Origin of the sequence: Micromonospora sagamiensis (genome assembly GCF_014680085.1) — a bacterium.
GTDB classification, from domain to species: domain Bacteria; phylum Actinomycetota; class Actinomycetes; order Mycobacteriales; family Micromonosporaceae; genus Micromonospora; species Micromonospora inyonensis.
The window spans coordinates 2043801-2056752 of record NZ_AP023438.1 but is presented as its reverse complement, the minus strand read 5'-3'; the positions used below and the strand labels follow the sequence as shown (position 1 = coordinate 2056752).

Genomic DNA, 12952 nt, shown 5'->3' with positions numbered 1-12952 from the left:
GCTTTCTGGCATGAACCGTTTCCTGGAGGTTGACGGGTATGGGTCGGTTGTTCGGCACGGACGGCGTACGCGGGCGGGCGAATGTCGACCTCACACCTGAACTGGCACTGGCGGTGGCGGTTGCTGCCGCGCACACGCTCGCCGAGTCGGATCGCAGCCACCCGCCGCTGGCCGTGGTGGGTCGGGACCCACGGGCCAGCGGCGAGATGCTGGAGGCCGCGGTGGTGGCCGGGCTGACCAGCGCCGGCGCCAACGTGGTGCGGGTCGGCGTGCTGCCCACCCCGGCGGTGGCGTACCTGACCGCCGAGGCCAAGGCCGACCTGGGTGTGATGCTCTCCGCGTCGCACAACCCGATGCCGGACAACGGCATCAAGCTCTTCGCGGCCGGCGGGCACAAGCTGCCGGACGACATCGAGATCCAGATCGAGGGCGCGGTCGAGGCGAACGCCACCACTGCCTGGGACCGGCCCACCGGGGCCGGCATCGGGCGGGTGCACGACCTGCTGGACGGGGCCGACCACTACGTGCAGCACCTGATCGGCACGGTGCCGCACCGGCTCGACGGGATCAAGGTCGTCGTCGACTGCGCCAACGGGGCCGCGGCCGACGTGGCCCCGGTCGCGTACCGGGAGGCGGGTGCCGAGGTCGTCGCGATCAACGCCGAGCCGGACGGACTCAACATCAACGACGAGTGCGGCTCGAACCACATCGACGCGCTGCGTGCCGCCGTGGTCGAGCACGGCGCGCACCTGGGCATCGCCCACGACGGCGACGCCGACCGCTGCGTCGCGGTCAGCGCCGACGGCGACGAGGTCGACGGCGACCAGATCATGGCGATCCTCGCGCTGGCCATGCGGGACGCGGGCACGCTCACCCAGGACACCCTGGTCGCCACGGTGATGAGCAACCTCGGCCTGCGCCTGGCCATGTCCGCCGAGGGCATCCGGCTGATCGAGACCAAGGTCGGCGACCGGTACGTCCTGGAGGAGCTGCGCGCCTCGGGCCTCGCCCTCGGCGGGGAGCAGAGCGGGCACATCGTCATGCCGGCGTACGCGACCACCGGCGACGGCGTGCTGACCGGGCTGCACCTGATGTCCCGGATGGCCGCGACCGGCCGGAGCCTGGCCGAGCTGGCCTCGGCGGTGACCAAGCTGCCGCAGGTGCTGATCAACGTGCCGGTGGGCGACCGGACGGTCGGCGCGGGCGCGCCGGCCGTGCTCGCCGAGGTCGAGCGGGCCGAGGCGGAGCTGGGCGGGACCGGCCGGGTGCTGCTGCGGCCCTCCGGCACGGAGCCGCTGGTGCGGGTGATGGTCGAGGCCGCCACCCAGCAGGTCGCGCAGGAGGTCGCCGAGCGTATCGCCGCCGAGGTCCGCACCGCGAGCCCCACCACCTGACGGTCCGCCGCCGGCCCGCCGGTGATCCACGTGGAATGCGGTGTGTCGGGGTGTGCCGTCGACCGGACGCCCCGACATGCCGCAGACCAGTCCCGGCCGGGACCCGGCTGGTCTAGCCGGTCGCGGTGGCGAGGGTGCGCAGGCGGGTGACCGCCTCGGTGAGCACCTCGGGCCGCTTGCAGAAGGCGAACCGGATCAACGGGCGGCCGGCGGCGACGTCGTCGTAGAAGACCTGGGTGGGAACGGCCACCACGCCGCAGCGCTCCGGCAGCAGGCGGCAGAACTCCACACCGTCGGTCCCGCCCAGCGGGGTGATGTCGGCGGTGACGAAGTACGTCCCCTCCGGGGTGAGCACGTCGAAGCCCGCCCCGGCGAGCCCGCCGACGAGTTGGTCGCGGCGTTGCCGCAGGTCCTCGGCGAATCCCGTGAAGTAGCTGTCCGGCAGGGCCAGTGCCACCGCCACCGCCGGTTGCAGCGGGGCGGCGTTGACGAAGGTGAGGAACTGCTTCACCCGTAGCAGCGCCGACACCAGCGCGGCCGGGCCGCTCGCCCAGCCGACCTTCCAGCCGGTGCAGGAGAACGTCTTGCCGGCCGAGGAGATCCGCAGCGTACGCTCCCGCATCCCGGGCAGGGTGGCCAACGGGACGTGCCCGGTGCCGGTGAAGACGAGATGCTCGTAGACCTCGTCGGTCACCGCGTACGCGCCGTGTTCCTGGCACAGCTCGGCGACCAGGCGCAGTTCGTCGGGGGTGAAGACCTTGCCGGTGGGGTTGTGCGGGGAGTTGAGCAGGACCAGCCGGGTCCGGGGGCCGAACGCGGCGCGCAGCGCGTCCGGGTCGAAGGCGTACCGGCCGTCGGTGTCCGGGCGCAGGGTCACCGGTCGGCGGACCGCCCCGGCCAGCGCGATCGACGCGGCGTACGAGTCGTAGTACGGCTCGAAGCAGACCACCTCGTCACCGGGCTCGCAGAGGGCGAGGATCGCCGCCGCGATCGCCTCGGTGGCGCCGGCGGTGACCACGATCTCGCCGTCCGGGTCGTACTCCAGCCCCCAGAAGCGGCGCTGGTGGGCGGCGATCGCGGTGCGCAGCGCCGGGATGCCGGGACCGGGCGGGTACTGGTTCTGGCCGCCGCGCAGCGCGTCGACGGCGGCGGCGAGCATCTCCGGGGGGCCGTCGCTGTCCGGGAAGCCCTGTCCGAGGTTGACCGCGCCGGTCCGCACCGCCAAAGCGGACATCTCGGCGAAGATGGTGGTGCCGAACGGACGCATCCGGGCCACCAGGGGATCCGTGGGCACGTCGGCATTCGTGGTCGTCGTCACGGCGGTCAGCCTACGGGCTGCCCACGACGCCTCATGTCCCCGTGCGGGAGCAGGGCCGGTGCGGTGATTGTCCCTACCCGTCCCGCGATGCGGCCGGATCGCTCAAGTTCGGTGAGCGATAACCCCCATTCCGCGCAGGCGTGGTGAGCGAAACTGGGTTAGGCTGCGGTCCATGTGTGGAATCGTGGGTTACGCCGGCGCGCGCCCGGCGCTCGGCATCGTGCTCGACGGGCTGCGGCGGCTGGAGTACCGCGGCTACGACTCGGCAGGCGTCGCCGTCGTCTGCGGGGAAGAGCTGCTGACCGAGAAGAAGGCCGGCAAGCTGGCCAACCTGGAGAAGGTCCTGGCCGAGCGGGCCAGCGCGGACCCGACCGGCTGCCGGGCGGCCGGCATCGGCGACGGCACGACCGGCATCGGGCACACCCGCTGGGCCACCCACGGCGGGCCGACCGACCGCAACGCCCACCCGCACCTCTCCCCGGACAACGGGGTCGCGGTGATCCACAACGGCATCATCGAGAACTTCGCCAAGCTCCGCACCGAGCTGGAGAACGACGGGGTCACGTTCACCAGCGACACCGACACCGAGTGCGCCGCCCACCTGCTGGCCGCCGCGCTGGCCGAACTCCGCGCCGCCGGTGAGCCGGACGGACCGGCACTGCTGGCCGCCGCCATGCGCGCGGTCTGCCAGCGCCTGGAGGGGGCGTTCACGCTGCTCGCCGTCGACGCCCGGGTGCCCGGCGCGGTGGTCGGCGCCCGGCGCAACTCGCCCCTGGTGGTCGGCCGGGGCGACGGGGAGAACTACCTGGCCAGCGACGTCGCCGCGTTCATCGAGCACACCCGGGAGGCGGTCGAGCTGGGGCAGGACCAGATCGTCCTGATCACTCCGGACAGCATCGAGATCACCGACTTCGACGGGCGGCCGGCCAGCGGCAAGGACTTCCACATCGACTGGGACTCCTCCGCCGCCGAGAAGGGCGGCTACGACTGGTTCATGCTCAAGGAGATCGAGGAGCAGCCGCAGGCGGTCGCCGACACCCTGCTCGGCCGGCTCACCGAGACCGGCGAGATCATGCTCGACGAGGTACGCCTCAGCGACCAGGACCTCCGCGACGTCGACAAGATCTTCATCGTCGCCTGTGGCACCGCCTACCACTCCGGTCTGGTCGCCAAGTACGCCATCGAGCACTGGACCCGGATCCCCTGCGAGGTGGAGCTGGCCAGCGAGTTCCGCTACCGCGACCCGGTCCTCGACCGGTCCACGCTGATCGTGGTGATCTCGCAGTCCGGCGAGACCATGGACACCCTGATGGCGCTGCGGCACGCCAAGGAGCAGAAGGCCCGCGTGCTGGCCATCTGCAACACCAACGGCTCCACCATCCCGCGCGAGTCCGACGCCGTGCTCTACACCCACGGCGGGCCGGAGATCGCGGTCGCCTCCACCAAGGCGTTCCTCACCCAGCTCGTCGCCTGCTACCTGATCGGCCTGCACCTGGCCCAGGTGCGCGGGGTCAAGTTCGCCGACGAGGTGGCCGCCGTGGTGGACCAGCTCCACCAGATGCCCGGCAAGCTGCGCGAGCTGCTCGGCCGGATCGAGCCGGTCCGGGAGTTGGCCCGCGACCTGAAGGCGGAGCCGACCGTGCTGTTCATCGGCCGGCACGTCGGCTACCCGGTCGCCCTGGAGGGCGCGCTCAAGCTCAAGGAGCTGGCGTACATGCACGCCGAGGGGTTCGCCGCCGGTGAGCTGAAGCACGGCCCGATCGCGCTGATCGACAAGGGCACCCCGGTGATCTGCATCGTGCCGTCGCCGGTCGGCCGGGGCATGCTGCACGACAAGGTCGTCTCGAACATCCAGGAGGTTCGCGCCCGTGGGGCCCGGACCATCGTGATCGCGGAGGAGGGCGACCACGCCGTCGTCCCGTACGCCGACCACCTGATCTACGTGCCGCGTACGCCGACGCTGCTGGCGCCGCTGGTCACCACCGTCCCGTTGCAGGTGCTCGCCGCCGAGATCGCCGCCGCCCGGGGGCACGACGTCGACCAGCCGCGCAACCTGGCCAAGTCGGTCACCGTCGAGTAGCGGCCACGACGCCCGTCCGGCCCCCTTCCGCCCGCGCGGGAGGGGGCCGGACGTCGTCCCCGCCGGTGTGTGCGGGTCGGCGGTTCACCGTCCCAGCACGACCCGGGCCATGCCGTCCAGGGCGGGGTTGGCCGGATCCCAGTAGCCGGTGTGGCCGTACCGGCCGCTGGGGAAGGTGCGCCCGCCGAAGCCCGGGTCGGTCGGATCGCGACCGAACCAGAGGTCGTCGTCGGGCCGCCCGACCACGTCCCCGGCCAGCCAGGGCAGGGCCGCGCCGACCGCCGCCCGCCCGGCCAGCTCGACCGGCGGCCGGACCAGGCCGATCACGTCGTCGGCGGCGGTGCTCGCCCAGACCTGACCGGGCGGCATGCGCAGGTCGGCGGCGTGGTCCACCCCGACGCCGGGGGAGCCGACGAAGACCAGGGCGTCGGCGGCCAGGCCGTGCTCCCGGGCGGCGGTGCCGACCACCAGCGAGCCGTAGCTGTGCCCGAGAACGGTCTGCCGGGCCGGCGGTCCCTCGTGGGTCACCCGCAGCCCCTCCTGGAACCGGTGCAGCCCGGCGGCGGCGTCCTCGGCCTGCCCGGCCCGGTACGCCTCGTGGACGAAGTCCGGGGCGTCGTAGTCCAGCCAGAGCACCGCCGAGGTCTCCCCGCCCGGGTCGAGCGCGGTGGCGCGGGCCGCGACCCGGGCCGCTCGCCCCAGCTCGCCGTCGGCGTCGGCCAGGTCGGCGGTCATCCCCGGCACGTAGGTGAGCACCCGGTCGGCCCGGTCCGGGTTGCCGAGCGCGACCACCGCCCGCCCGTCGCCGGTCGGATCCAGCCCGAGCAGGTACGCCCGTGGCGCGTCGCCCGTGCCGGGCGCGGCCAGTCGGTCGGTGAGCGTGGCGAGCCCGGCCAGCATGGCGTCGAGCCGGGCCACCCCGGCCAGCTCCGCCGGCCCCCGGGGCACCCGGCGCAGCAGCTCCCGCCGCCGGGCCAGCAGCCGTTCCCGGTGGTCGTCGAGGAGCAGCCGGTTCGCCTGGTCCCGGGCGGCTGAGGGCACCCCGTCCAACCGGCCGACCCGGGCCGGCTCGTGCACCACCAGCCAGCGGCGCTGGGCCGGGGTCAGCCCGTCCCACCAGCGTCGGACCAACCCCGGCTCGGCTCCCGGTGGCGGCCGGTACGCCGGTGGCGGCGTCACCCAACCGGCGCGTGCGGCGGCGGTCAGTTCGCCGAGCCGGGCGGTCGCCTCCCGGTCGGCCGCCTCGGCCAGGGCGAGCGCGTCGCCGATCTCGGTCGAGAGCCGCGCCGCCTCGGCCGCCCGGTCCACCGGTCGGGTGACCCGTGCCGGGGCCGGCCCGGCCTCCCGTCCCACGGTCGCACCCGGCGGGACGGATGCGGTGGCGGGCACGGTGACCCGCCCGTTCCGGTCGACCCCGAGCCCCGCCGCGTCGATCCGGGTCACCGCGCCGGCCAGTCGTGCCCGGGCCCGCCGCAGCCGGGTGGCGAACTCGGTGAGGACCTGATCCACCTCGATCGGCACCGGGGAGACCGAGACCAGTTCCGCCCGCAGGCTGGCGAGTCGGTCGCCGGCCGCCCCGGCGGCGGTGCCGGCCCAGGCGTCCCGGAGCCCGGCGGCCCCGGCCGAGAGCCCGGCGGCCCGGCGGTCCACCAGGGCGTCCACACCCCGCCAGGCGGCTCCGGCCCGCTCCCAGGCCGCCGGGTCGGTCGTCCAGAGCCGGACGTAGTCGTTCACCGGGCCGGGGTGGGCAGCCGCCGGCCCGCCCGCTCGTCGGTCGCGGCGTACCGGTCGGCGGCGGTGCGGACCGCCGTGGCCGTGTCGGCCAACCGGCCGCCGAGCGCCCCGAACCAGGTGTGCACCGCCGACTCCAGCTCGGACAGTGCCCGTGCGTTGTGCCACCGGGGTTCGGTCAGGGCCAGCCCGGGCACTCCGGCCAGCCCGTGTCCCAACGGGTACGCCTCGTCGGCGAGCCGGCCGGCGACGGTGCGCAGCGCCGGCAGGTCGACGGTCAGGGGCACTCCGCCCGATCCACGTGCTCCGTCCACGAGGCAACCTCCCGCTCGACGACCCCGGTGTGCCCCGACGCTAGGGCCGGCGGGACGGTCGCGGAACCGGCTGTGGACAACCGGTGCTGGCGGGACCCGGGCTCTGTCCACAGGTATTGCCCGCAGTGGGACCGACGGTTACCCTCCGCGCCGCTAGGGTTGGTTGCTGATCGTGTGCTGACCAGAGCGCACTGGAAGGTGACGGTGGGCATGAGACCGGTGTGGCGGGTCGGCGACGTACGGGCGGCGGAGGCGGGGCTGATGGCCACCCTGCCGGCGGGCACTCTGATGGCGCGGGCCGCCGCCGGGCTGGCCCGCCGCTGCGCGCTGCTCCTCGCCGACCGGGGTGGGGTGTACGGCGGGCGGGTGCTACTGCTGGTCGGCAGCGGCGACAACGGCGGCGATGCCCTCTTCGCCGGAGCGCACCTGGCCCGTCGGGGCGCGGCGGTCGAGGCACTGCTGCTCAGCCCCGGACGGGCGCACGCGGACGGACTCGCCGCGCTCCGGGCCGCTGGCGGCCGGACCGTCGACGTCCTGCCCGCCCGGGCCGACCTGGTGCTCGACGGCATCGTCGGCATCGGCGGGCGCGGCGGGCTCCGGGAGCCGGTGGCGCGGCTGGTGCAGCGGCTGGGAAACCTCCGTGGCCGGGATGGCGGGCGGGCCACCGTGGTCGCGGTGGACGTGCCCAGCGGGGTGGCGGTCGACACCGGCCACGTGCCGCACGACACCGCCGGCCGCCCGGGTGCGCTGCGCGCCGACGTGACGGTGGCCTTCGGCGCGCTCAAGCCGGCCCTGGTGGTCGGGGACGCGGCGGCGTTCGCCGGCCAGGTCGAGCTGGTCGACATCGGGTTGGGCCCCTGGCTGCGCGGTACTCCGGTGCTGCACGTCACCGAGTTCTCCGACGTGGTGGACGACTGGCCCCGGCTCGGCCCGAGGTCGGAGAAGTACACCCGGGGGGTGGTGGGGGTCGCCACCGGATCGGCGACCTACCCGGGCGCGGCGGTGCTCTCCGTCGCCGGTGCGCTCGCCGGGCCGACCGGTCTGGTCCGGTACGCCGGCACCGCCGCCGCCGAGGTGCTCCACCGCCATCCGTCCGTGATCGCCACCGGGCGGGTGGCCGACGCCGGGCGGGTACAGGCGTGGGTCTGCGGTTCCGGGCTCGGCACCGGTGCCGAGGCTGCGGCGGAGCTGCGTACCGTGCTCGCCGCACCGGTGCCGGTCGTGCTCGACGCGGACGCGCTGACCATGCTGGTCGACGGCTCGATGGCGGATCGGCTGCGGGACCGGGACGCCCCGATCGTGGTGACCCCGCACGACCGGGAGTACGCCCGGCTCTGCGGGGAGGAGCCGGGTGCCGACCGGGTCGGCGCGGCCCTGCGGCTGGCCGCCTGGATGAACGCGGTGGTGCTGCTGAAGGGGGACCGCACGGTGATCGGCACGCCGGCCGGGCGGGCGTACGTCAACCCGACCGGCACCCCGGTCCTGGCCACCGGTGGCACCGGCGACGTGCTGGCCGGACTGCTCGGCTCGCTGCTCGCCGCCGGGCTGCCGGCCGAGCGGGCCGCCGCGCTGGCCGCGTACCTGCACGGACTGGCCGGTCGGGAGGCGGCCCGGCACGGCCCGGTGACCGCGACCGACGTGGCCGCCGCGCTCCGCCCGGTGCTGGCCGGACTCGGCTGACCCGGCGGTGCCCGGCCGCGAGTGAGTGGCCGGGCGGTGGGTTGCGGCGCGCGGTCGGGTGCGGGGTCCGGGCGTGAGCTGCTGCGCCCGGCCGACGGTGTCGGGGTGCGGGGTCCGGGCGTGAGCTGCGGCGCCCGGCCGACGGTGCGGGCCGGACCGCCCGGAACTCCTTCGGCGGCGCTGGAGCACGTCGATCACCGTGGTCAGTAGGCTGGGGCCATGTGGCAGGCCGAGGTACGGGTTGATCTTGACGCCATCCGGGAGAACGTGGCGCGGCTGCGCTCCGGCACCAGCGCCGAGCTGATGGCGGTGGTCAAGGCCGACGGGTACGGGCACGGCATGCTCCCGGCGGCCCGGGCGGCGCTCGACGCCGGGGCGACCTGGCTCGGGGTCTGCACCCTGGACGAGGCGCTCACCCTGCGCCGGGCCGGGATCACCGCGCCGGTGCTGGCCTGGCTGCTCAGCCCCGGGCTGCCGCTGCACGAGGGGGTGGCCGCCGACGTCGACCTCTCCGCGGCCAGCGTCAGCCAGCTCGACGAGATGACCGCCGCCGCCCGGCGGGCGGAGCGACCGGTCCGGCTGCACCTCAAGATCGATACTGGGCTCTCCCGGAACGGCGCGACCGTCGCCGACTGGCCGGCGCTGCTGGAGGCCGCCGCCAAGGCCCAGGCCGACGGCCTCGTCGAGCTGGTCGGCGTGTGGAGCCACTTCGCCTACGCCGACCTGCCCGGCCACCCGACCATCGATCGGCAGATCACGGTCTTCCACGAGGGGCTGGACATGGTCGAACGGGCGGGACTGCGCCCCCGGTACCGGCACCTGGCCAACTCGGCGGCCACCCTGACCCGTCCCGACACCCACTTCGACCTGGTCCGTCCCGGCCTGGCGGTCTACGGCCTCTCCCCGGTGGCCGGCGAGCGGTACGGCCTGCGTCCCGCCATGACCGCCCGGGCCCGGGTGACGCTCACCAAGCGGGTTCCGGCCGGGACCGGTGTCTCGTACGGCCACACCTACACCACCGACCGGGAGACCACGCTGGCCCTGGTGCCGGTCGGTTACGCCGACGGGGTGCCCCGGCACGCCTCGAACGCCGGCCCGGTCCGGCTGGCCGGGCGGAACCGGACCATCGCCGGCCGGGTCTGCATGGACCAGATCATGATCGACTGTGGCGACGACCCGGTCGCGGCGGGCGACGTGGCGGTCCTCTTCGGCAGCGGCGCCGACGGCGAGCCCACCGCCGACGACTGGGCCGAGGCGGTCGGCACCATCAACTACGAGATCGTCACCCGGTTCGGCGGCCCCCGGGTCGCCCGGGTTTACGACGGCGAGCGGACATGACCTCCCTGCTCGGCCGGGTGCCCCGGCCGCGTACCGCCGCCGGGAAGGTCGCCGGCCTGGTCGGCGCGGCCGTCGGGGTGGCCGCCGCCGGGCTCGCGGCGGGGGTGGCCACCGAGCGGGTCCTGGTCCGCCGGTACAAGACCGACCCCACCGACCGGTACGCCGACGAGGTCTTCGGCCAGCAGCGGTCCGACGAGTCGTTCCGGATGGAACTGCCCGACGGCACCGACCTGCACGTGGAGGTGGTCGAGCCGACCCGGCCCACCGCCGGGCAGCCCACCGTCGTCCTGGTGCACGGGTTCTGCCTGGACATGGGGACCTTCCACTTCCAGCGCAAGCTGCTCGCCCAGCGGGGCGAGCACCGTGTCGTCGCGTACGACCAGCCCGGCCACGGCCGCTCCGGCAAGCTGGAGAGCGGCGAGTACGACCTCACCGCGCTCGGTCACGCCCTGCGCCGGGTGATCGACCGGACCACCCCGGACGGGCCGCTGGTGCTGGTCGGGCACTCGATGGGCGGCATGACCATCATGGCGTTCGCCGAGCTGTACCCGGAGATGTTCGGCGACCGGGTGGTCGGCACGGTGCTGATGGCCACCTCCGGTGGACTGCTCGCCGAGACCAAGCTGGTCGCCCCGGCGTTGCTCGGCCGGGTCGGCCCGCCGGTGCTCTACATGGTCAACAACGCCACCCGGTACGGCGGCACGATCATCGACCGGGCCCGCCGGTCCACCTCCAACGTCGCCTGGCTGCTCACCCGCCGGTACGGCTTCGGCACCCCGAAGCCGAGCCCGGCGCTGGTGTCGTACGTGGAGGAGATGAACTCGCACACCTCGGCCGACACGGTCACCCGGTACCTGCGTACCCTGGCCACCCACGCCCGCCACCCGGCGCTGGCCGCGCTGGCCGGCACCCCGGTGCTCGTGGTCGCGGGGGAGAAGGACATGATCACGCCGGTGACCCACTCGGAGGAGATCGTGCGGCGGCTGCCGCACGCCGAGTTCGTCCGGATCCCGGACAGCGGGCACGTGGTGATGCTGGAACACGCGGACGAGGTCAACGCCGCCCTGATGGACTTCCTGGAGAGGCTGTGAGTGGTGCGCGCGGTGGAGGAACGCCGCCGGTGGTCGTGAAGCTGCCCGCCCTGGCCGACACGCACGCCTTCGGCCGACGGCTCGCCGGGCTGCTCCGCGCCGGTGACCTGGTGCTGCTCACCGGCCCGCTGGGGGCCGGCAAGACCGCGCTCACCCAGGGCATCGGCGCGGGACTGGGCGTGCTCGGCGACATCACCTCGCCGACCTTCGTGATCGCCCGGGTGCACCGGCCGGATCCGGCACGCGCCGGCACGGTCGGCCTGGTGCACGCCGACGCGTACCGCCTGGGCGACGCCACCGATCCGCGCGCCGAGATCGACGACCTCGACCTGGACGCCTCGCTGGACGACTCGGTGACGGTGGTCGAGTGGGGCGAGGGCCTGGCCGAGCACCTGACCGAGTCGCACCTGCACATCCGCCTCGACCGGCACGACGACGACACCCGCACGGCCGAGTTGGTCCCGGTGGGCGGCGACTGGCCCGCCCGCCTGGTGGCCCTGTCGGCCTGATCCCAGGCCGGACCGACCTACCTGAATCGGCCAGCGGGGGCGTCAGAATTCCCGGGCACGCGTCGCCGTCGAGCATTATGTGGAGCGAGGCGCATCATCGACGATATGACCGCGAGGATCACCGCCGATCATTCGTGGACGGGGGACCACGGCCGCCGCGTGAGCTGCGAGATCGCTGACAGCTTCGTGGACGTCGTCTGTCTCCCAGAGAGAGAAGTCGCCGCTCGGGGAGACTGTCCACAAGGTGGCTGACGTGAGAGGTTTTTGCGTCCCGGAAGAAAGGTAGCGGTCTGCTTCCTTGACCGCTTCCTGGTTCTGGCCCAGTGCGACATGGCAGCACATCACGTTGTAAACGTTTATCGCGAGAGGCTCGTATCCCAGACGGCGAGCGATGCCGAGGTGTGTCAGGGCGAGGCGCGGCGCGGAGGGCAGGAGGCAGAAACCCAGATTGTTGTGGGGTTCGGGGTTGTCGGGCTCTTGGTGGCACACAAATTCGAACAGCGTGGCAGCGTGCTCGTGCTTCCCGTCACGCAGTAGCGAAAGGGCGTGTCGTCCAACCTGTTGCGAGAGCGACGGAATGATCTCGCTGGAATTCGACAGCACTGCACGTTGTGCGATCTGATGGTTGAGCAAGTCTAGCTGGACGGGTGGATGCTGCATCAAGTGGGCCGGGCAGGGCGGAATTCCGATACCGTGCTGCCAGCGCCACTCGGAGTGCAGGGAGCCGATTGCCCATTCGAAGTAGTATGTGCTCGAGAATCGGTCTACCGCCCATTTGTAGTCTCGCATCAAATCCAGATCGAGGGAGGGGGAAAGGTTGGCTTCTGCGAGTTGCTCCTCGGTTGGTGGGCTGAAGGTGAGTAGTGATTCCAGGCCCGCGTTGCAAGCCCACAGCGCTGCGGCGGCAAGGGTGGGCCCAAGGACCCCGTCGCCGTTCTCGACCAATCCCTGTACTGCGTTCTGAACATCCTTCTGGTCGCGCAAGAGCCGGGGGACCCTAGCTTGAACTCGAGGGTCATCTATCTTGAATACCCGCCGCCATCCATTTGAGGCCGAGGGTGTGTCGGCCGCCCCGGCTGACAGAAGTTCCGCAACCAGCAAGTCCACCAGCGCATGCAAGATCATTTCTGGGGCAATGCCATATCGCACAAGCGATTCCCCGTCTAGCCCTCGCGCGGTCAGTTCGTCGATGATGTCAAGGGGTGAAGGGCCGCCCAGTCGCCGGGATTTGGTCTTCTTGTCGGTCGCTGAACCCATTGATGCGATTTCAAGCAGTGTCTGGCGGAGGCACGTGACCAGACTGACAAGCTGCCACTGACCAAGATCACCTTGATGATCCTCTTCCATCCAGGTCTGCCTGGCGTCGAAGGGCCGATCTGCGTCCCCGTTGATGATGTCCCTCCGTCCCTCCGGGGCGGTTGCGTGCTCAGTCTGCCTCTCTGTGAAGGTTGGGACAACTATCGGTCAAGGGCCTGCGTTGACACCTAGGATCGTGCA

The 12952-nt window shown here is 73.1% G+C and carries 10 protein-coding genes; 6 read left to right on the top strand and 4 right to left on the bottom strand.

Features of this window, described 5'->3' with window-relative positions; translation table 11 throughout:
* Window positions 1-38: 38 nt before the first annotated feature.
* A complete protein-coding gene (gene glmM, locus IGA62_RS08510; protein ID WP_145815494.1) occupies window positions 39-1394 on the top strand; it encodes a phosphoglucosamine mutase in 1356 nt (451 codons plus the stop codon).
* Window positions 1395-1506: 112 nt separating this feature from the next.
* On the opposite strand, the gene IGA62_RS08505 is transcribed toward glmM, so the two are convergent.
* Entirely contained in the window at window positions 1507-2712 is a 1206-nt protein-coding gene (locus IGA62_RS08505) for a pyridoxal phosphate-dependent aminotransferase (RefSeq protein ID WP_280526139.1), read from the bottom strand.
* A 172-nt stretch (window positions 2713-2884) separates the two neighbouring features.
* On the opposite strand from IGA62_RS08505, the gene glmS reads away from it, so the two are divergent.
* A complete protein-coding gene (glmS, locus tag IGA62_RS08500) occupies window positions 2885-4792 on the top strand; it encodes a glutamine--fructose-6-phosphate transaminase (isomerizing) (RefSeq protein WP_145815496.1) in 1908 nt (635 codons plus the stop codon).
* An 84-nt stretch (window positions 4793-4876) separates the two neighbouring features.
* Here glmS and IGA62_RS08495 read toward each other — a convergent pair whose 3' ends face one another.
* Both IGA62_RS08495 and IGA62_RS08490 read right to left on the bottom strand, forming a co-directional pair.
* Entirely contained in the window at window positions 4877-6526 is a 1650-nt protein-coding gene (locus IGA62_RS08495; RefSeq protein WP_186499715.1) for an alpha/beta hydrolase, read from the bottom strand.
* Window positions 6523-6837: a hypothetical protein gene (locus IGA62_RS08490; protein ID WP_232624928.1), complete on the bottom strand. Its 315-nt coding sequence runs from the start codon at window positions 6835-6837 to the stop codon at window positions 6523-6525. Before IGA62_RS08490 ends, IGA62_RS08495 begins: the two co-directional genes overlap by 4 nt.
* Window positions 6838-7047: 210 nt before the next feature.
* Between IGA62_RS08490 and IGA62_RS08485 the strand changes: the two genes are divergently transcribed.
* From IGA62_RS08485 to tsaE, 4 genes are all read left to right on the top strand, one after another.
* Window positions 7048-8517, top strand: coding sequence for an NAD(P)H-hydrate dehydratase (locus IGA62_RS08485; protein ID WP_145815497.1), 1470 nt, complete (start codon window positions 7048-7050; stop codon window positions 8515-8517).
* Window positions 8518-8736: 219 nt separating this feature from the next.
* Window positions 8737-9855 carry an alanine racemase gene (alr, locus tag IGA62_RS08480; RefSeq protein WP_145815498.1) on the top strand — a complete coding sequence of 373 codons (1119 nt, stop codon included), beginning with the start codon at window positions 8737-8739 and terminating at the stop codon, window positions 9853-9855.
* Window positions 9852-10946 carry an alpha/beta fold hydrolase gene (locus IGA62_RS08475; RefSeq protein ID WP_145815499.1) on the top strand — a complete coding sequence of 365 codons (1095 nt, stop codon included), beginning with the start codon at window positions 9852-9854 and terminating at the stop codon, window positions 10944-10946. The genes alr and IGA62_RS08475 overlap by 4 nt, the downstream gene beginning before the upstream one ends.
* Before the next feature lie 29 nt (window positions 10947-10975).
* Complete coding sequence (tsaE, locus tag IGA62_RS08470; RefSeq protein ID WP_145815500.1) at window positions 10976-11455, top strand: tRNA (adenosine(37)-N6)-threonylcarbamoyltransferase complex ATPase subunit type 1 TsaE; 480 nt, start codon at window positions 10976-10978, stop codon at window positions 11453-11455.
* 75 nt (window positions 11456-11530) lie between these two features.
* Here tsaE and IGA62_RS08465 read toward each other — a convergent pair whose 3' ends face one another.
* The gene (locus IGA62_RS08465) at window positions 11531-12802 is read right to left on the bottom strand and encodes a tetratricopeptide repeat protein (RefSeq protein WP_145815501.1); all 1272 of its coding nucleotides are present in this window, start codon (window positions 12800-12802) and stop codon (window positions 11531-11533) included.
* Window positions 12803-12952 lie beyond the last annotated feature (150 nt).

Bases quoted from the DNA above. Each gene is read 5' to 3' on its own strand.
- glmM (WP_145815494.1), top strand. From the start codon at position 39: ATGGGTCGGTTGTTCGGCACGGACGGCGTACGCGGGCGGGCGAATGTC.
- IGA62_RS08465 (WP_145815501.1), bottom strand. From the start codon at position 12,802: ATGGAAGAGGATCATCAAGGTGATCTTGGTCAGTGGCAGCTTGTCAGT.
- glmS (WP_145815496.1), top strand. From the start codon at position 2,885: ATGTGTGGAATCGTGGGTTACGCCGGCGCGCGCCCGGCGCTCGGCATC.
- IGA62_RS08475 (WP_145815499.1), top strand. From the start codon at position 9,852: ATGACCTCCCTGCTCGGCCGGGTGCCCCGGCCGCGTACCGCCGCCGGG.
- alr (WP_145815498.1), top strand. From the start codon at position 8,737: ATGTGGCAGGCCGAGGTACGGGTTGATCTTGACGCCATCCGGGAGAAC.
- IGA62_RS08485 (WP_145815497.1), top strand. From the start codon at position 7,048: ATGAGACCGGTGTGGCGGGTCGGCGACGTACGGGCGGCGGAGGCGGGG.